Source organism: Micromonospora krabiensis (assembly GCF_900091425.1).
Taxonomy (GTDB): domain Bacteria; phylum Actinomycetota; class Actinomycetes; order Mycobacteriales; family Micromonosporaceae; genus Micromonospora; species Micromonospora krabiensis.
Genome location: NZ_LT598496.1, coordinates 6723635 through 6741012, shown reverse-complemented (window position 1 = coordinate 6741012; position 17378 = coordinate 6723635). Strand labels below are relative to the sequence as shown.

General features: G+C 73.4%; 15 protein-coding genes and 1 pseudogene. 8 read left to right on the top strand and 8 right to left on the bottom strand.

Annotated elements, in window-relative coordinates; all coding sequences use genetic code 11:
• Nucleotide 1: 1 nt before the first annotated feature.
• Nucleotides 2–535: a MarR family winged helix-turn-helix transcriptional regulator gene (locus tag GA0070620_RS31010; protein ID WP_091599669.1), complete on the bottom strand. Its 534-nt coding sequence runs from the start codon at nucleotides 533–535 to the stop codon at nucleotides 2–4.
• Between the two features lie 137 nt (nucleotides 536–672).
• Between GA0070620_RS31010 and GA0070620_RS31005 the strand changes: the two are divergent.
• Nucleotides 673–2810: pseudogene (locus tag GA0070620_RS31005) on the top strand (MMPL family transporter).
• 87 nt (nucleotides 2811–2897) lie between these two features.
• Here the strand turns inward: GA0070620_RS31005 and GA0070620_RS31000 are convergent.
• Together GA0070620_RS31000 and GA0070620_RS30995 are read right to left on the bottom strand one after the other, a co-directional pair.
• Nucleotides 2898–3764, bottom strand: coding sequence for a lytic transglycosylase domain-containing protein (locus GA0070620_RS31000; RefSeq protein WP_091596991.1), 867 nt, complete (start codon nucleotides 3762–3764; stop codon nucleotides 2898–2900).
• Nucleotides 3765–3798: 34 nt separating this feature from the next.
• Nucleotides 3799–5211 carry a DedA family protein gene (locus tag GA0070620_RS30995; RefSeq protein WP_091596988.1) on the bottom strand — a complete coding sequence of 471 codons (1413 nt, stop codon included), beginning with the start codon at nucleotides 5209–5211 and terminating at the stop codon, nucleotides 3799–3801.
• A gap of 136 nt (nucleotides 5212–5347) precedes the next feature.
• Here GA0070620_RS30995 and typA point away from each other — a divergent pair, with 136 nt between their 5' ends.
• The 3 genes from typA to GA0070620_RS30980 all read left to right on the top strand — a co-directional run bounded on the left by typA (nucleotide 5348) and on the right by GA0070620_RS30980 (nucleotide 8963).
• A complete protein-coding gene (gene typA, locus GA0070620_RS30990; RefSeq protein ID WP_091596986.1) occupies nucleotides 5348–7216 on the top strand; it encodes a translational GTPase TypA in 1869 nt (622 codons plus the stop codon).
• Nucleotides 7217–7351: 135 nt separating this feature from the next.
• Entirely contained in the window at nucleotides 7352–8197 is an 846-nt protein-coding gene (locus GA0070620_RS30985; protein WP_091596983.1) for a serine hydrolase, read from the top strand.
• A 61-nt stretch (nucleotides 8198–8258) separates the two neighbouring features.
• Nucleotides 8259–8963, top strand: a complete 705-nt coding sequence (locus GA0070620_RS30980) for a lysoplasmalogenase (protein WP_091596980.1) — start codon at nucleotides 8259–8261, stop codon at nucleotides 8961–8963.
• Here the strand turns inward: GA0070620_RS30980 and GA0070620_RS30975 are convergent.
• Entirely contained in the window at nucleotides 8929–9771 is an 843-nt protein-coding gene (locus tag GA0070620_RS30975) for a tyrosine-protein phosphatase (RefSeq protein ID WP_407940032.1), read from the bottom strand. The genes GA0070620_RS30980 and GA0070620_RS30975 overlap by 35 nt on opposite strands.
• On the opposite strand from GA0070620_RS30975, the gene GA0070620_RS30970 reads away from it, so the two are divergent.
• Together GA0070620_RS30970 and GA0070620_RS30965 are read left to right on the top strand one after the other, a co-directional pair.
• Entirely contained in the window at nucleotides 9770–10867 is a 1098-nt protein-coding gene (locus GA0070620_RS30970) for a mandelate racemase/muconate lactonizing enzyme family protein (RefSeq protein ID WP_091596973.1), read from the top strand. The two genes, GA0070620_RS30975 and GA0070620_RS30970, sit on opposite strands and share 2 nt — an antisense overlap.
• A gap of 57 nt (nucleotides 10868–10924) precedes the next feature.
• Nucleotides 10925–11848 carry a C40 family peptidase gene (locus GA0070620_RS30965; RefSeq protein WP_091596970.1) on the top strand — a complete coding sequence of 308 codons (924 nt, stop codon included), beginning with the start codon at nucleotides 10925–10927 and terminating at the stop codon, nucleotides 11846–11848.
• A gap of 63 nt (nucleotides 11849–11911) precedes the next feature.
• On the opposite strand, the gene GA0070620_RS30960 is transcribed toward GA0070620_RS30965, so the two are convergent.
• Nucleotides 11912–12910 (bottom strand): TerC family protein, encoded by a 999-nt coding sequence (locus GA0070620_RS30960; protein WP_091596968.1) that lies wholly within the window; start codon nucleotides 12908–12910, stop codon nucleotides 11912–11914.
• 455 nt (nucleotides 12911–13365) lie between these two features.
• Here GA0070620_RS30960 and GA0070620_RS30955 point away from each other — a divergent pair, with 455 nt between their 5' ends.
• Nucleotides 13366–13923, top strand: coding sequence for a hypothetical protein (locus GA0070620_RS30955; RefSeq protein WP_157741736.1), 558 nt, complete (start codon nucleotides 13366–13368; stop codon nucleotides 13921–13923).
• 59 nt (nucleotides 13924–13982) lie between these two features.
• On the opposite strand, the gene GA0070620_RS30950 is transcribed toward GA0070620_RS30955, so the two are convergent.
• Both GA0070620_RS30950 and pnuC read right to left on the bottom strand, forming a co-directional pair.
• A complete protein-coding gene (locus GA0070620_RS30950; RefSeq protein ID WP_231922026.1) occupies nucleotides 13983–15116 on the bottom strand; it encodes an AAA family ATPase in 1134 nt (377 codons plus the stop codon).
• On the bottom strand, nucleotides 15113–15766 hold the full coding sequence (pnuC, locus tag GA0070620_RS30945) for a nicotinamide riboside transporter PnuC (RefSeq protein WP_091596962.1): 654 nt from the start codon (nucleotides 15764–15766) through the stop codon (nucleotides 15113–15115). Before pnuC ends, GA0070620_RS30950 begins: the two co-directional genes overlap by 4 nt.
• Nucleotides 15767–15864: 98 nt before the next feature.
• Here pnuC and GA0070620_RS30940 point away from each other — a divergent pair, with 98 nt between their 5' ends.
• Complete coding sequence (locus GA0070620_RS30940; protein ID WP_091596958.1) at nucleotides 15865–16158, top strand: antibiotic biosynthesis monooxygenase family protein; 294 nt, start codon at nucleotides 15865–15867, stop codon at nucleotides 16156–16158.
• A 100-nt stretch (nucleotides 16159–16258) separates the two neighbouring features.
• Here the strand turns inward: GA0070620_RS30940 and GA0070620_RS30935 are convergent, their stop codons facing one another.
• The gene (locus GA0070620_RS30935) at nucleotides 16259–17119 is read right to left on the bottom strand and encodes a helix-turn-helix domain-containing protein (RefSeq protein ID WP_091596955.1); all 861 of its coding nucleotides are present in this window, start codon (nucleotides 17117–17119) and stop codon (nucleotides 16259–16261) included.
• Between the last annotated feature and the right edge of the window lie 259 nt (nucleotides 17120–17378).

Below are 17378 nucleotides of genomic sequence, written 5' to 3'. Positions count from 1 at the left end.
GTCAGGCGTCGCCGGACGGTCCGGGCGCCCCGTCGCGGTGGGGCTCGTCACGGACGGCGCGCATCTCGTCGCGGTGTGCCCGCATGGACCGCACCATCTCGGCCATGAACCGGTGCACCACGGCCAACTCGTCGTCGGTGAACCGGTCCATCACCTGGTCGGTGCGCCGACCCAGCGGTCCGAAGAAGCTCTGCGCCAGGGAGGCTCCCCGGTCGGCGTAGTGCAGCAGGATCTTGCGCCGGTCGACGGTGTCCCGGTCCCGCCGGATGTGGCCGGCGCGTTCGAGTCGGTCGACCAGTGCGGTGACCGAGCCGGAGGAGAGGTTGAGCACCTCGCCGAGCCGGCCGGGGGTGATGGGGTCGCCGACGAGTTCGGCTTCCATCACCGCGATCAGCGCCTGCAGGTCGGTGGCGTTGAGCCCGTGCAGGCTGGCGAACGCGTGCCCGATGTGCTGTGCCTCCGTCGAGTAACGCCGCAGGTCGTTGGTGATCTCCGCCACCATCCGCCCGCGCGGGTCGTCCCGCCGCCGATACATGTTCTGCGCCGTCACCGCGTCCCGCCACCCCCTGCCCCGTGGTTTCGGTTGCAGCATAGAGCCCATCCGAATAATCTCGGTCATCAAGATACTTTGTTGCCAAGATTCATGTCGCGATGATCATGTGAGGACCTCCGATGTCACTGTTCACCCGCGTCGCCCGGGGCCGCCTGGCCGCCTGGCTCACCGTGGTCGCCGCGCTCGTCGTCGGCGCGGTGGTGTTCGGGCTACCGAAGCCGGACAACCCCGAGCCCGTCTCCGCCACCGGCCTGTCGGTGAAGTGGCAGTCGACTCAGGTCGAACGCCTCCAGGAGCAGCTGCCGTCCAAGGACGCCCAGCCCGCGCTGGTGGTGGTGAGCCGCGCCGACCAGGCCCCGCTCAGCGGCGCGGACCGCGGCGCGCTCGACGACGCCGCCACCGAGCTGGGGGCGCTCGCCGTCGGCGGGCGGGTCTCCCCCGCCCAGGTATCCCCCGACGGCACCGTCGCGCTGGTCGCGGTACCGCTGTCCACCGAGGGCGGGCCGCAGAGCGTGGTCGAGAAGGTGGAGCAGGTCCGGGAGGCGGTCGCTGACCTGCCCGCCGGGCTGACCGTCGAGGTCACCGGCGGGCCCGCCTTCACCGCCGACCTGGGCAAGGTGTTCCAGGGCGCCGACACCACCCTGCTGCTGGTCACCGCCGCCGTCGTGGCGCTGCTGCTGCTGGTCACCTACCGCAGCCCGTTCCTGTGGCTCGTGCCGCTGCTGGTGGTGGCCGCCGCCGAACAGTTCACCCTGCGCGCGGTCGAGTCCCTGGTGCCCGCACTCGGCATCTACCTGCCCAGCGGCCAGGTCACCGGCATCGCCAGCGTGCTGGTCTTCGGCGCCGCGACCGACTACGCGCTGCTGCTGATCGCGCGCTACCGGGAGGAGCTGCGCCGCGAGGAGAACCGGTTCACCGCCATGCGCGCCGCCCTGCGCCGCACCGCCGAGCCGATCCTCGCCAGCGGCGGCACCGTCGTCCTCGGTGTGCTGACGCTCCTGTTGTCGGAGCAGGAGACCAACCGGGCCCTTGCCCTGGCCTGCGCCACCGGCGTGGTCTTCGCCGTGCTCTCCGCCCTGTTCGTCCTCCCGGCCGCCCTGGTGCTGTTCGGCCGGGGCCTGTTCTGGCCGTTCGTCCCCCGGGTCGGCGCCGCCGCCCGGGAGGGCCGCTCTGGGGTCGCCTCGGCGCGCTGGTCGTCCGCCGACCGCTGCCGGTCGCCGCGCTGGCCACTCTGCTCCTCGCCGGCCTGGCCCTCGGCGGGCTGGGCATCCGCACCGGCCTGTCGGAGACCGAACAGTTCCGGGAGCGGCCCGAGGCGGTCGTCGGCGCGGAGACGCTGGCCCGGGCCTTCCCGGCCGGCAGCACCCAGCCGGTCGCCGTGCTCACCAACCCGCAGGCGGCCCCCGCGGTCCTCGCCGCCGCCGACGCCGTCGACGGGGTCGCCTCGGCCCGCCCCGGCGCGGCCGGGGACCGAGTCGCGCAGGTCGACGTGGTGCTCACCGCCGAGCCGGGCACCGCCGCCTCGGACCGCGCCGTGGTGGCGCTGCGCGAGGCGGTCGCCGCCGTGCCAGACTCCGCGCCGCCCACCGTCCCCGGCGCGGACGCCCCCGACGGCGCGCTGGTCGGCGGCTCGGTCGCCGCCACCTACGACTCGGACGAGGCCAACACCCGGGACCTTCAGCTGATCCTGCCGATCATCCTGCTGCTGGTGGGCGCCGTCCTGGTGCTGCTGCTGCGCGGGCTGCTGGCGCCGCTGCTGCTGGTGCTGACCGTGATCGCCTCGTTCTTCGCCAGCCTCGGCGCGGCCTGGCTGCTCTTCGACCACGTGCTGGACTTCCCGGCGCTGGACAGCGGGGTGCTGCTGCTCGCCTTCGTGTTCCTGGTGGCGCTCGGCGTGGACTACAACATCTTCCTGGTCACCCGGGCCCGCGAGGACGCCCGCCGCAGCGGCACCCGCAACGGCATGCTGTCCGCGCTGCGGGTCACCGGTGGTGTCATCACCAGCGCCGGCGTGCTGTTGGCCGCGGTCTTCGCGGTCCTCGGCGTGCTACCGCTGATCACGCTCACCCAGATCGGGATCATCGTCTGCATCGGCGTGCTGCTCGACACGCTGCTGGTCCGCACGGTGCTCGTGCCGGCGCTGGCGTTCCTGCTGGGCGACCGGTTCTGGTGGCCCGGACGGGTCAGCCGCGACCCCGACGAGCCCACGGCCGGGACGGCCGGCGCGCCGGCCGAGCCGGTGGCCGCACGCGACTGACCGAATCGACCGGGGGTCGGCCAGGTGCCGGCCCCTGGTCCCGTCGTCGGGGACCGAGCATGACACCCCCGCGCCGGAGCGGACCGCTCAGAAGCCGAGACACTCGCACTCGGTCATGAGCGCGCGCACGTTGCGCACGTACTGCGGGTTGGGGATGGTCAGCGGCTCACCCTCCCGCGCCACCGCCCCGTGCCCGTAGTTGTACGCGGCGATGACGGCGTTGAGCAGGCACGAGTTCAGCTCGCTGGTGCACAGCGACGCGTCGAGGCGGTAGTCGGCGTCGAAGTACATGTCGCCGATGTACTTGGTCAGCCAGGCCAGGTAGGTGCCGCCCAGGTAGGCGTTGTCCTGGTAGGCGTCGATGTCGTAGCTCTGACCGAACCGCTGGTTCATCCACTCCGCGGTCCCCGGCATCACCTGCATCAACCCGACGCCGCCGTCGCAGGCGATGATGTTGGACTGCCAGCCGCTCTCCTGCCACGCCGTGGCCTTCAGCAGGTTGAGCGGGATCGCGATGTCCGGCGCCGACGTCGGCCAGTAGGTGCGCTCCGCCGCGTCGGCCAGCGCCGCCTTCACCTGGGCCCGGCTGGCCTGGACGCCCTCGTAGCGAGGCTTGCAACCGCTGGCCGGCGGCGGAGGCGGGGGCGGGGGGACCTTCGTCTCGGTGGGCGGCTTGGGCACCGCTCGCGGCCCCGCCGCCCGGGTGGTCTTGGGCTTCGGGGTCGGCTTCGCCGACGGCGACGCGCTGCGACGGGGCGCTCCGCCCATGCCCTCCACGGCGGGCGGCGCGTCGGCCGCGACCGGCTCGGCGCTGGCCTCGTCCGCCACCTCGGTGCCGACGGGGGCCTGCGCGGCCAGGTCCTGCGGACCGGTCTGCTTCCCGGCGCATCCGGCGGTGACCACCAGCAGCCCGGCGATCACCACGGCAACCCATCCCCCGAGCCGTCGGCGCATTCCGCGTCCCCTCCCCCGTTGACGTCGCCGCACCCTAACAGGGTTCGACCCGCCGTCGGGGCCCCTCGGCCCGCGGCGGCGGCCCGCCGGCGTCGGGCTCCCCACCGCCGAGCGTCCGGTGCCGGGTGGCCCAGGCGACCATGAACACCGCCGTCCACAGGACCCCGAGCAGGACCGCGGCGACCGTGCCGCTGACCGTGCTCAGCCCCAGGTAGAGGCGGGCGCCGGCGAGGTAGACGACACCCGCCGTGGCGGCGGTCCACACGGCCACGGCCAGCGGCCAGCGGGTCTGCCGGGACAGCAGCCACGCCAGCGTGCAGAGGCTGGCGGTCACCACGGCGTTCTGGGTGGGGAACAGCGCGTCGTCCGGGCCCGGCCCGGCCGAACCGGCCAGATAGGCGACCACCGCCAGCACCACCAGCGGGACGAAGGCCCCGAAGGTGCCGACCAGGCTCAGCAGATCGGACCGCCACGGCCGGTTCCGCCACGCCAGCACCGCGGCCACCACCGCCACCACCGCGATCAGCATCCCGCCGCGAAGCGCCGACACGGTGGCCCGCACCGCGACCACGGCATCGGGGGTACGACGGTCGGCGAACCACGCGGCGATCGCCCCGTCGACGGCGTCCAGGCCGCTGTGGCGGACCACCACCTCCAGCACCGCCGCGACGGCGAACCCGGCGGCGAACAGCAGCGCCAGCCCGGCGACGAGATTGAGCAGCAGGGTCCAGCCGCGCCCGATCCGCATGGCGATCAGGAAGAACAACAACCCGTAGCGGCGGGACAGCCAGCGCACCGGCGGCAGCGCGGCGGCCCGGGACAGCAGGGCCCGCACCGGGTCCGGGTTGCGTCCCAGCCAGCGGCCGACGAGCACCACCGCGACCAGCGCGACGATCAGCACCAGCAGCGCGCCGGTGGCCCGCCCCAGCAGCCGGGACACCGTCTCGTACGACTCCCCCGCCAGGTAGCCGACCAGCACGGACGCGCCGACCCAGGTGACCACCCCGGCCGCGTTCCACGGCGCGAACCGCCGGTACGGCAGGCCCGCCGCACCGGCCAGCCGGGGCACCAACGTCCGGGCGAAGGCCACCCAGCGGCCGGTGAACACCCCCCGACCGCCGAGCCGGTTCAGCAGCTCGTCCGCCCGCCGCCACCGGTGCGGGCCGACCCGCGACCCGAGGCCGCTGGCGCGTAGTTTCGGCCCGTACCGGCGACCCGCCCGGAACGCCAGTGTGTCGCCGATCACCGCCGCGACCATCATCACGATCAGCGTCGGGGCGAGCCGTAACGTGCCCGCGTACGCTAGAAAGCCGACCAGCAGCAGGGTCGCCTCGCCCGGCACCAGCAGCCCGAAGATCACGGCGGTCTCGCCGGCCACGATCAGTGCGGCGACCAGGTAGATCAGCAGGGGTGGCAGACCCTGCACCAGGGTCAGCAGGTCGTGCATCCGGCCCCCACGAACACGAGGGTCAGCATGCCAGCCGCGAGCGCGGCTGGGACAGGAGTTTCACCAGAGATCCGGGCCATTCGGGGGATGACCCCGATGGGAAGCCGGCAACCGCGGACAGGAGAGTATGGAGGGTATGCAGCTACGCACCGACCTCCGCAACGTCGCCATCATCGCCCACGTCGACCACGGCAAGACGACCCTGGTCGACGCCATGTTGCGGCAGGCCGGCGCGTTCAGCGCCCGGGCCGAGGTGGCCGACCGGGTCATGGACTCCATGGACCTGGAGCGGGAAAAGGGCATCACCATCCTGGCCAAGAACACCGGCGTGCACTACCTGCCGGCCGACGGCTCGGACCCGGTGACGATCAACATCATCGACACTCCCGGCCACGCCGACTTCGGCGGCGAGGTGGAGCGCGGCCTCACCATGGTCGACGGCGTCGTCCTGCTGGTGGACGCCAGCGAGGGCCCCCTGCCGCAGACCCGCTTCGTGCTGCGCAAGGCCCTCCGGGCGCGGCTGCCGATCATCCTGGTGATCAACAAGGTGGACCGGCCGGACGCCCGGATCAAGGAGGTCGTGGACGACACCTACGAGCTCTTCCTCGACCTGGACGCCGACGAGGAGCAGATCGACTTCCCGATCGTCTACGCCTGCGCCCGTGACGGCATCGCCTCGCTGACCCAGCCGGCCGACGGGTCCGTGCCCAGTGACAGCCACAACCTGGAGCCCCTGTTCCGCACCCTGCTGGACACCATCCCGGCGCCCGCCTACGAGGAGGACGCCCCGCTCCAGGCGCACGTCACCAACCTCGACGCGTCGCCGTTCCTCGGCCGGCTCGCGCTGTGCCGGGTCCGCCAGGGCACGATCAACAAGGGCCAGACCGTGGCGTGGTGCCGCACCGACGGCAGCACCCAGCGGGTCCGCATCTCCGAGCTGCTCATGACCGAGGGCCTGGAGCGCAAGTCGGCCGAGTCGGCCGGCCCGGGCGACATCATCGCCGTCGCCGGCATCCCCGACATCATGATCGGGGAGACCCTCGCCGACGCCGAGAACCCGGTCCCGCTGCCCCTGATCACCGTCGACGAGCCGGCCATCTCGATGACCATCGGCACCAACACCTCGCCGCTGGTCGGCCGGGTCAAGGGCGCCAAGGTCACCGCCCGGATGGTCAAGGACCGGCTCGACAAGGAGCTCATCGGCAACGTGTCGCTGCGGGTGCTGCCGACCGAGCGCCCGGACGCCTGGGAGGTGCAGGGCCGCGGTGAGCTGGCCCTGGCGATCCTGGTCGAGCAGATGCGCCGCGAGTCGTACGAGCTGACCGTCGGCAAGCCGCAGGTCGTCACCCGGGAGATCGACGGGAAGACCTGCGAGCCGGTCGAGCGGCTGACCATCGACGCCCCCGAGGAGTACCTGGGCGCGATCACCCAGCTCCTCGCGACCCGCAAGGGCCGGATGGAGCAGCTGGTCAACCACGGCACCGGCTGGATCCGGATGGAGTGGCTGGTCCCGGCCCGCGGCCTGATCGGCTTCCGCACCGAGTTCCTCACCGAGACCCGCGGCACCGGCATCCTGCACCACGTCTTCGAGTCGTACGAGCCGTGGTTCGGCGAGCTGCGTACCCGCAACAACGGCTCGCTGGTCGCCGACCGCTCCGGCGCGGTCACCGCGTTCGCGATGACCAACCTCCAGGAGCGCGGCCAGCTCTTCGTCGAGCCCGGCACCGAGGTGTACGAGGGCATGATCGTCGGGGAGAACTCCCGCTCCGACGACATGGACGTCAACATCACCAAGGAGAAGAAGCTCACGAACATGCGCTCGTCCACCGCGGACGAGACCGAGAAGCTGATCCCGCCGCGGAAGCTGTCGCTGGAGCAGGCCCTGGAGTTCTGCCGTGAGGACGAGTGCGTCGAGGTGACGCCGGCCGCCGTGCGGATCCGCAAGGTGGTGCTCGACCAGCAGCAGCGTGGTCGGGCGGCGGCCCGCCGCAAGCACGCCGGCTGACCGGACACACCAAGTTGATCAAGAGGTTTGCGTCAGATCCCGCGCGGATCCTGACGCAAACCTCTTGATCAACGCGGAAACGCGGGAAGGCACGGGGACCGGGGGACCGGGGCTGGGTCCGCTACGGTCGGCGACATGACCTGGGATGATCTCGACGCCCGCCTCGCCGAGGTGCCCGGCACCGTCTCCGCGTACGTGGCCCGCCCCGGCGCCGCCCCCACCTGGACCCGCCGGGCCGACGACACCCACTACGCCGCCAGCACCATGAAGGCCGCCGTGCTCGCCGCCCTGCACCGCGCCGCCGACACCGGCACCCTCGACCTGGACACCCCGGTCCCCGTCGTCAACGACTTCGCCTCCGCGCAGCCCGACGCGCCCCGGTTCACCTGCGACCGCAACTACGACAACGACGACGCGGTCTGGGCACGGCTCGGCGACCGGGCGCCGCTGCGCTGGCTCGCCCACCGGATGATCGTCCGCTCCAGCAACCTCGCCACGAACCTGGTCCTCGCCCACGTCGGCCTGCCCGCCGTCGCCGACGTCTGGGCGCTCGCCGGCGCCCGGCACAGCGTCACCGGCCGCGGCATCGAGGACTTCGCCGCCCGCGACGCCGGCATCACCAACCTGGTCACCGCCGCCGACCTGGGCGCCCTGCTCGGCGCGCTCGCCACCGGCGCCACCCGCCCCGGCCCGCTCGCCCCACCGGCCGCCTGCGCCGCCATGCTGGACGTTCTCGCCGCTCAGGAGCACCGCGAGGACCTCGCCGCCGGCCTGCCGCCCGGCACCCGCATCGCCCACAAGAACGGCTGGGTACGCGGCATCCGTCACGGCGCCGGCGTCGTCTTCCCCGACGACGCACCCCCGTACGTCATCGTCGTCTGCACCACCACCGACCCGGACAACGGGCCGGGCGACGAAGACGCCTGCCAACTCATCGCCGACGTCTCCGCACAGGTCTGGACCGCCCGACACGACCTGTGAACGTCCCGGCACGGCCCGGAACACCTATGCTGCCCGTACCCCCGCACCCCCGGAGCAGCCGATGCCCCGCACCCGTCTCCTGCTGGCCGCCTTCGTCACCGTGACCGTGGCGAACCTCGCCGCCAACGCCACCGACACCGCCCTCGCCGAGGCGATCACCAAACCGCTGCTCATGCCGCTGCTCGCCGGCTACCTGTGGCTGGCCGCCCTCGACCGCGGCCACCGGCCGTCGCGGCTGGTCCTGGCCGCGCTGGCGTTCTCCACCGGCGGCGACGTGGCCCTGCTCGCCGACGGCACCGGCTGGTTCCTCACCGGGATGGCCCTGTTCCTCGGCGCGCACCTCTGCTACATCGCGGCGTTCGCGCGGCACCGGGCCGCCGCCACGCTGCGCCGTCCGCCGCTGCTCGGCGTCGCGTCGGGGTACGCGCTCCTCACCGCCGCCGCACTGACCTGGATGTGGCCGGGCCTCACCGACGCCGGGCTCGCCGTCCCGGTGGCCGCGTACGCGCTCGCGCTCGCCACCATGGCCACCACCGCCGCCCCGCACGGCTGGCGCGTCGGCCTCGGCGGCGCGCTGTTCCTCCTCTCCGACCTGCTCATCGCCACCGGCGTCGCCGGCGTCCTCGACCCGCCCCGCGCGCCGGTGCTGGTGATGGCCACCTACGCCGCCGGGCAGGCGCTCATCGTCACCGGCTTCGCCGCCCGGCCGACCACCCCCGCCGCGCCGCCGTTCACTCCAGCAGCTGCGCCCGCAGCGCCCCGATGACCTCGTCGGTCAGCCCCAGCCCGTCCCGCAGGTACGCCCCGAACGAGCCGTGCACCCGGCGCACCTCGTCGTAGCCCGCGTCGAGATACTCCGGACGCACCTCCAGCACCGGCAACACCGCCTCGACGTCCAACTCCGGCTGACGCCGCCGCATCGCCTCGACGATCACCGCCCGCAGGCTCTCCGTCAGGGGGTTGTTGCGCAGGTACTCCTCCCGGATCGCCGCCTCGTCCACACCCAGCGCGGTCAACAGGACCACCGTCAACCAGCCGGTGCGGTCCTTGCCCGCCGAGCAGTGGTAGACCAGCGGCAGGTTCTCCGCCCGCGCCGCCAACCGCACCGCCGCCCCGAACCCGGCCCGCGCGGACTCCCCGGTGACGAACCACCGGTAGATGCCCGCCATCGCCGCCGGGGTCCCCTGCCGGGCCAGCTCCGCGTACGCGCCCAGGTCGTGACCGAGCAGCACCGCCGACACGTACGTGAAGACGGGATGCTCGGGGTCGTGCACCGGCAGGTGCACCTGCCGCGGATCACCGACCAACCGGTCCGCCGGCGCCACCTCGATCTCCGACCGGTCGCGCAGGTCGACCACACAGGACGGACCCAGCTTGCCGAGCACCGGCAGGTCCTCGTCGGTCAACCGGCCCAACGCCGGCGTACGCAGCAGCCGCCCGTACCGCACCCGCCGCCCGTCCGCGCCGACCAGCCCGCCCAGGTCACGCGCGTTCGGCGCGCCCACCAACTCCCACTCCCGCTCGCTCACGGCCCTCCCCTCGCCCGCCCGACCTGCGTATAGGGTGCCGCACATGACGATCGCGGCGGTACGCACCCACCGGCTCACGGCCCCCTTACACACCCCGTTCGTCACCGCGCTGCGCCGTACCACCACCGTCGACACGCTCGTCGTCGAGGTGACCGACACCGACGGGCGGTCCGGTTTCGGCGAGGCGCCGCAGGTGTGGCAGGTCACCGGCGCCTCCGTCGACGGTTCCGAGGCCTGCGTCCGGCAGCTGCTCGGGCCCATGCTCACCGGGCGCGACCCGGACGAGCTGAACGCCCGCTGCGCCGAGGTGCAGCGGGCGGTCGTCGGCAACGAGGCCGCCAAGGCCGCGCTCGACGTCGCGCTGCACGACCTCGCCGCCCGCCGGCTCGGCGTACCCCTGGTGCGGCTGCTCGGCGGCACCGCGCTCGCCGTACCCACCGACGTGACCCTCGCCGCCGGGGAGGCGGACGACCTGGCCGACGCCGCGCGCAGCCGCCACGCCGAGGGCTTCGACGTGCTCAAGCTCAAGGTCGGCACCGACGCCGCCGGCGACCTCGACCGGGTCCGGGCGGTCCGCGACGCGGTCGGCCCCGCCGTGCGGATCCGGCTCGACGCGAACCAGGGTTGGACGCCGCGCGAAGCGGTCCGGGTGATCCGTGGCATCGAGGACGCGGGCCTCGACGTCGAGCTGGTCGAGCAGCCGGTCGCCCGCTGGGACCTGGACGGGCTGGCCTGGGTCAGCGACCGCGTCGACGTGCCGATCCTGGCCGACGAGGCGGTCTTCGGCGTCCGCGACCTGGTCGAGGTCATCCGCCGCCGGGCCGCCGACATGGTCAACGTCAAGCTCGCCAAGTGCGGCGGGCTGCACCCCGCCCGCACCCTGCTCGACCTGGCCGTCGCGCACGGTCTCGGCACGGTGGTCGGGTCGATGATGGAGAGCGGGATCGGCATCGGCGCCGCCGCGAGCCTGGTCGCCGCGTACGGCACCACCGCCGTCTCCGACCTGGACGCCGCCTGGTGGCTGGCCACGTCGCCGGTGGACGGCGGCATCCGCTACGAGGGCGCCCAGGTGCTGCTCCCGGACGCCCCTGGGCTCGGTGTCGCCTCGGTCACTGAAGTAAAGATTCAGAACGCTGGTTGATGCCCGTTGGTTTCTTTCATAGGGTCGGGGAGCACAGGGCCGCAGCTGGGGGTGGACGTGGAACTGCAACCGGGCCGCGAGGCCGTCGTCCGGGTCGCGGTCGCGACGCTCTGGACCGCCCCCGAGGCCGTACGACCGGTCGACTGCCCCGCCGTCGCCGCCGACGCCGACATCCCGGCCTGGATCTCCGGCCTCGACACCGACCAGCAGGTCGGCGACTGCGTCCTGAGCCAGCTACTGCTCGGTGAGCGGGTTCTCGTCACCGAGCTGCGCCCGGACGGCTGGGCGCACGTCGTGGCCGTCGAGCAGCCGGCCGCGAAACTCGACCCACGCGGCTACCCCGGCTGGCTGCCGGCCGACCAACTCGTCCCGACCGACGCGGTCACCGCCGGGCCCACCGAGCCCCCGCTGGTGGTGGACGCCACCGTGAGCGCCCTGCGCGCCGCGCCCGACGGGCCGGTGGTGCTGCCCGGCGTCGTCATCGGCACCCGGCTCGTCGCCGCCGGTCCGCCGCGCGACGGCTGGCGCCCGGTGCACGCCCCCGGCCACGCCGACCCGCTCTGGCTCCCCGCGGCGCACCTCGCCGAGGTGGCCGCGACACCCCCGTCCGCCGAGGAGGTGCTCGCCGTCGCGCAGCGGCTGCTGCACGTCGTCTACATCTGGGGCGGCGTGTCCGCGCACGGGATCGACTGCTCCGGCCTCGTGCACCTGGCCTGGCGGCGGTTCGGGGTACGGCTCCCCCGCGACGCCGACGACCAGGCGGCGGCGACCACTCCCCTGCCGCTGGGCGCCGAGCGCCCCGGCGACCTGTACTTCTTCGCCCGCCCCGGCCGCAAGATCCACCACATCGGCATCGTCACGGCCGAGCCCCACGACGACGACCGGCGGATGCTGCACGCCTGCTACCGCCAGCGCCGCGTGCTGGAGGAGCCGCTGCCCGCCGAGCGCACCGCCACCCTGGTCGGCGCCCACCGGGTCTGACCCCGTACGCGCCGTGGGGCGCCCCCGGCGACCGGGAGCGCCCCACGCCGTAGTGCGTACGCGTCAGCCGCGCGCCTCGGCCAACTCCCGGCGCCGGTCCCGGGCCGACTTGATCAGGCTGGCGGCGGTCGCCAGGAGCAACGTACCGAGGATGACGAGCAGGCTCAGCCAGATCGGGATGTGCGGGGCCCAGCCCACGTGCTCGCCACCGTTGATGAACGGCAGGTTGTTGTCGGCCAGCGCCTCCAGCACCAGCTTGACCCCGATGAAGCCGAGCACGACGGCCAGGCCGTAGCTGAGGTAGATCAGCCGGTCGAGCAGCCCGCCGAGCAGGAAGTAGAGCTGCCGCAGACCCATCAACGCGAAGACGTTGGCGGTGAAGACCAGGTACGGCTCCTGGGTGATCCCGAAGATCGCCGGAATCGAGTCCAGCGCGAAGATCAGGTCGGTGGTGCCGATCGCGATCATCACGATGAGCAGCGGGGTGAACAGCCGCCGGCCGTTCTCGTGCGTCATCAGCCGTGCGCCGTCGTACGACCGGGAGATCGGCAGCGCCTTGCGACTCCACCGGATCAGGACGTTCTCGGAGAACTCGTCCTCGTCCGGCTCACCCTGGCGGGCCAGGTTGATCGCCGTGTAGATGAGGAACGCGCCGAAGATGTAGAAGACCCAGGAGAACTGGGAGATCAGGGCCGCGCCGGCCGCGATGAAGCCGCCGCGCATCACCAGCGCCAGCACGATGCCGACGAGCAGCACCTTCTGCTGGTACTGCCGGGGCACCGCGAAGCGCGCCATGATGATCACGAAGACGAAGAGGTTGTCCACCGAGAGGCTGTACTCGGTCAACCACCCGGTGTAGAACTGACCCGCCGCGCTCGCTCCGGACGTCAGCCACACCCCCGCTCCGAAGAGCAGCGCCAGGCCGACGTAGAAGCCGACCCACAGGCTTGATTCCCGCACGCTCGGCTCGTGCGGGCGTCGACCGATGATGAGCAGGTCGACGGCCAGGACCGCGATGAGCGCGACGAGGGTTACCGCCCACACCAGTGCGGACACGTCCAACGTTCTTTCCTCCGGCAGACACGCGGCGTCGGGCACACCGTACGCCCCCGCGGGGCCCGGTGTGCCGATGACGCTCACTCTGGTGACTGTCGGAGGTCTCTTCCGCCGCCGCGAGAGCGGCGACCGACGGGGCCGGGTCGTGCCACCGGGTGTGGCCGACCGTGCTGACGACTCCGTCGCGGGGGAATACTCCCCTCCTCGATCACCATTGTCGCGCACCGCCGCCGGTGATCGCACGTCGGGCACCGGTGGCGCGGGACACGTCGTCGTTGCGCGGCCGCGGGAGGCCCGGCAGCCGCGCCGCTCAGCCCGCGGGGCCGCCCCTTCCCCGGCCGGGTGGGGCGACCCATGTCCCCCCGCCAGGGGACGCGCCTGGCTCGGTGGAGGGATTCGACCGCATCGTTCCGCGCCGATGCTGGATCACGTCAGCCGACGGGATGGTCAGAAGGAGCGACATGTTCAGGTCTGGTGTGAGCGCGATGGCGGTGGCGGCGGTTGCGGCAGCGGGGGTGGCTACCTCGCCCACTGCCGCGCAGGCCCGGCAGCCCGAGGGGATCAGGGTTGCCGGCGGGTGGTCGGTCGTCGCCGGGGTCGGACACTTCGTGTACGACGAGCCCGGCACGGTCGGGCACCGGATCTGGTTCGGCGTCCAGGCGGTGGCGGCCGCCGGCGGATCGACGTACGGCCAGTTCCGGTACCGGCACGAACTGCCGGACGGCACGGTGGTCGGGCAGGGACGAGCCGACGTGACGTGTCTGGAGGTCACCGGGAACGTCGCGGTGTTCACCGCGATCGTCCCCGAGGGCCAGGGCGCCGTGCGGAACCACGGCTACTACGTGAAGGTCATCGACGGTGGGCGCGGGCCGGATCAGATCGTCGACGCCCAGGCGCAGAACGGGACGGAGCCGCCGCCCACCGAGTGCCTCGACCCCGAGACGGACCTTCCGGCGGGAGTCCCCCCGCGACCCCGGTACCCGGTCCTCGTCGGCGGATATGTCGTCCACCGAGGCTGACTAGGACCGGATGGACGCCGCCGGCACCGGCCCGGCGGCGTCACACCCGCTACGGCTTCCTAGGAGGCTGGGTTGTCGACGGGTGGGCGGAGGGGATCGGCCAGCGACCAGCCCTCGGCCAGGAGCGCGTCGCACGCCGCGACCGCCCGCCCCAGCCGCTCCTCGTACGTCCCGGTCAGCTCCACCACCGGCACCCCGCAGCCGGCCAACTCGGCCCGGAACCGGTCGGTCATCCAGGCCCGCAGGTGCGCGCCGTCGCGCAGACCGTCGTCGGTGAACGGCACGCCCCGGTGGTCGGTGAGCAGATACAGCGCGGGCCGCCGGGCCGCCGCCCGCACCTGCGGCGAGGCGGAGCCGAGGTAACGCTCCTCCCAGACCGCGGTGGCCCGGGCGTCGGTGTCACAGATCAGCAGCGGCCCGCCGGACCGTGCCGCCGCGTCCTCGGCCGACTGCTGCTCACGGACCACCTCCCGGAAGTCCGCCCGGTCCCAGGTCACGTCGAAGACGGTCGCCTCCGGCCGCCGCTCGCGCAGCCGAGCCAACTTGCGGGCGGTCGACTCCCGGCCGTACTCGGGCACCCAGGCGGTGTTGTAGTGGGCCGCGAGCGCGGCCGCCATCGTCGTGGTGCCCGTCGACTCCGCGCCGACCACCACCACCCGCCGCACGAACCAGGCCCGCACCGGCGGGGCCAACCACCGCCAGTGCGCCACCGGGTCCGCCCGCACCGCGGTGCCGGAGATCGGCACGGTCCGCCGCCGCGGATCCACCGCCACGGGTACGGCGTCGAAGCGCCGGGCCAGCTCGTCGCCGTACGCCTCCGAGGTGAACACGGCGTCCACCGGCCGGTCGCCGACGGCCGCGCGGAACACCGCGCAGTGCGCGTCCCAGGCCACCGGGTCGGCATAGTCCACGGGGTGGTCGTCGTAGCGGCCGACGAACCGGACCCAGGGAGCGTCGGCGTGCACCTCCCGCAGCCAGTCCAGCCGTACGTCGAGCGGGATCGACTCCCGCCGCGACGGCGCCACCACCACAGTGACCGCGGCGCAGCGCGCGGCCGCCGCCTCGATCAACGCGTGGTGCCCGGCGTGCGGCGGGTCGAACTTCCCCACCACCAGGCCGTGCCGGAACTCCGCCGCCCTCCGCTCGGCGCCGCCGTCGTCGCCCCGCCCGGGCGCCGGGGCCGGCGCGCTCACGCGCGAACCGGGGCCGGACCGGGCGGCACCGCGACCGGCAGTCCCCGCCGGCGCAGGTCGGCCCGCCAGGCCCGCAGTCCGACCACGCACAGGGCGAGGAAGACCACGTAGAGCGCGGCCGTCAGATAGAGCCCCTTGTACGCGTACAGCGGGATGTAGACCACGTCCGCGGTGATCCACAACCACCAGCTCTCCACCCGCTTGCGAGTCTGCCCGTACGTGGCGAGCAGGGACAGGGCGGTGGTCAGCGCGTCCGGCAGCGGGACCGTCGAGTCGGTCGCCCGGTCCAGCAGCGCCCAGAGCCCGCCGGTGAGCAGCACGCCGGCCACGGCCAGCCCCACCCACTCCCGTCGACCGGTGCGGCCCACCGTGAGCCGGGTCCGGTGCTCGCCGCCGACGAGCCAGTGCCACCAGCCGTACAGCCCGAGTCCGACGTAGACGATCTGGAGGCCGGCGTCGGCGTACAGCCCGGCGGTCCAGAACAGCAGCATGAGCAGCAGAACGTTGGCGATGCCGACGGGCCAGTTCGCGATCCGCTGCCGGGCCACCAGCCAGACGTTGACCACGCCGGTGGCGAAGCCGAGCAGCTCCGCCCACGTGGTGCCGGTGCCGGCCACGGTGAACGCCGTGCCGGTGAGCCAGTCGATCATTCTTTCTCCTCCCCGCGCGCCCACCCTAGGGCCGGCGCGGGCACGGCGACAGACCCCGCGTGATCACCGTCGGCGGAGTTCGTGGGAGGCTTTCGCGCATGGTGCTTGAGGTCGCGCTGATCGACGTCCTGCCGGGGCACGAAGACGCCTTCGCCGCCGCGTACGCCGAGGGCCACCCGGTGCTGGCCGGCACGCCCGGCTGCCGGTCGGTGCGGATGACCCGGGGAATCGAGTCGCCCACCCGCTTCGTGCTGCTCGTCGAATGGGACTCGGTCGAGGCGCACACCGACAACTTCCGCGCCACCGACCGGTTCGACCGCTGGCGGGCCCTGATCGGCCCGCACTTCGCGAACCCGCCCGTGGTCGAACACTTCCTGGACGTGCCCGCCTGAGTGGAACTGTCGTACCCCTCGCCTACCGTGCGGACGCACGCGCGGGACACCGGTCCCGACGGGCTCGGGGGCGCCGGGCCCGGTGGCCGCGCGGGTCAGGTCAGTCGTCGACGCGCCCGGCCAGGGCCGCGACCGTCTCCTCCGCCGACAGCGCCGCGCCCAGCAGCGCCTCGGTGATCCGCTCGTAGCGGTCCACGTCCGTCGCGGTCGCGAGCCGCACGTCGCTGGTCAGCGTCTCGATCATCACGGTCCGCGGGTCCGCCGGGTCCGGAAAGGCGTAGCTGGAGTACGGCGTGAGCGGGTCCAACCCACCGCACACCGTCGCCCCGCCCGGGAGCAGCCGGACCGTCACGTTGGCCAGCCCCGTCATCGTCACCAGGTGCCGCAGCTGCTCCCGCCACACCTCGGGCGGCGTCTGCCCACGGTCACAGGCGGCCTCGGTCAGCACCGCCGTGTAGTGCGGCGGGTCGGCGCGGCGCAGCACCTCCTGGCGTACGGTCCGGGACCGCACCTCGGCGTCCACGTCGACCTCCGGATCGAACGTCGCCGCGGCGGCGAGGCGCAGCCGCGCGTACGCCGGGGTCTGCAGCAGACCCGGCACGACGGCCGGCTGATACTCCACGATGCGCGCCGCACTGGCCTCCAACTCGGCGTACGTGCGTTGCCGCTCCCCCATCTCGGCCAGCGCCTTCCACCAGCCCCGGCTGGTGGCGGCGTCGCGGGCGATGACGATCAGCGCGTCCCGGGCCGACGACGGCACCTCGTAGACGTCCAGCAGGTCCAGCACGTCGGCCAGGTCCGGCCGGCTCTGCCCCAGCTCGATGCGCGACAGCTTCGACGTCGAGGCCCACCCCAGCCGGTCGCAGACCTGCTCCAGGGTCAACGCCTCGCGCCGGCGCAGCTGGCGCAGCTCGGCGCCGAGCCGCACACGGCGAATGACAGGACTCGTTGGCAACGGCATTCCCGGCCTCCCCACCGAGGGAGCGTACGCAGGACCGTCACGCACTGCAATACCTTGCTCGCGCAACGCAACCGAGGCTGGTTGTCGCGTAGCCGACCGAGCCGGCCACGTCGAGCGGGGCGCCCCACCCGAGGATCAGCACGACGTGGGCCCCCGCCACCTCCCGGCGCACCAGCGGCACGTCGGCCCGCTCGCGGTAGCCGATGTAGCGTCGACGTACGGGCGCAGCCGTGGCCGCGGCAGCCCCAACACCACCTCG

Excerpts from the sequence above, each read along its gene's own strand:
- GA0070620_RS31010 (WP_091599669.1), bottom strand. The coding sequence starts at position 535 with ATGTATCGGCGGCGGGACGACCCGCGCGGGCGGATGGTGGCGGAGATC.
- GA0070620_RS31000 (WP_091596991.1), bottom strand. The coding sequence starts at position 3,764 with ATGCGCCGACGGCTCGGGGGATGGGTTGCCGTGGTGATCGCCGGGCTG.
- GA0070620_RS30995 (WP_091596988.1), bottom strand. The coding sequence starts at position 5,211 with ATGCACGACCTGCTGACCCTGGTGCAGGGTCTGCCACCCCTGCTGATC.
- typA (WP_091596986.1), top strand. The coding sequence starts at position 5,348 with ATGCAGCTACGCACCGACCTCCGCAACGTCGCCATCATCGCCCACGTC.
- GA0070620_RS30985 (WP_091596983.1), top strand. The coding sequence starts at position 7,352 with ATGACCTGGGATGATCTCGACGCCCGCCTCGCCGAGGTGCCCGGCACC.
- GA0070620_RS30980 (WP_091596980.1), top strand. The coding sequence starts at position 8,259 with ATGCCCCGCACCCGTCTCCTGCTGGCCGCCTTCGTCACCGTGACCGTG.
- GA0070620_RS30970 (WP_091596973.1), top strand. The coding sequence starts at position 9,770 with ATGACGATCGCGGCGGTACGCACCCACCGGCTCACGGCCCCCTTACAC.
- GA0070620_RS30975 (WP_407940032.1), bottom strand. The coding sequence starts at position 9,771 with ATGTGCGGCACCCTATACGCAGGTCGGGCGGGCGAGGGGAGGGCCGTG.
- GA0070620_RS30955 (WP_157741736.1), top strand. The coding sequence starts at position 13,366 with ATGTTCAGGTCTGGTGTGAGCGCGATGGCGGTGGCGGCGGTTGCGGCA.
- pnuC (WP_091596962.1), bottom strand. The coding sequence starts at position 15,766 with ATGATCGACTGGCTCACCGGCACGGCGTTCACCGTGGCCGGCACCGGC.
- GA0070620_RS30940 (WP_091596958.1), top strand. The coding sequence starts at position 15,865 with ATGGTGCTTGAGGTCGCGCTGATCGACGTCCTGCCGGGGCACGAAGAC.
- GA0070620_RS30935 (WP_091596955.1), bottom strand. The coding sequence starts at position 17,119 with ATGCCGTTGCCAACGAGTCCTGTCATTCGCCGTGTGCGGCTCGGCGCC.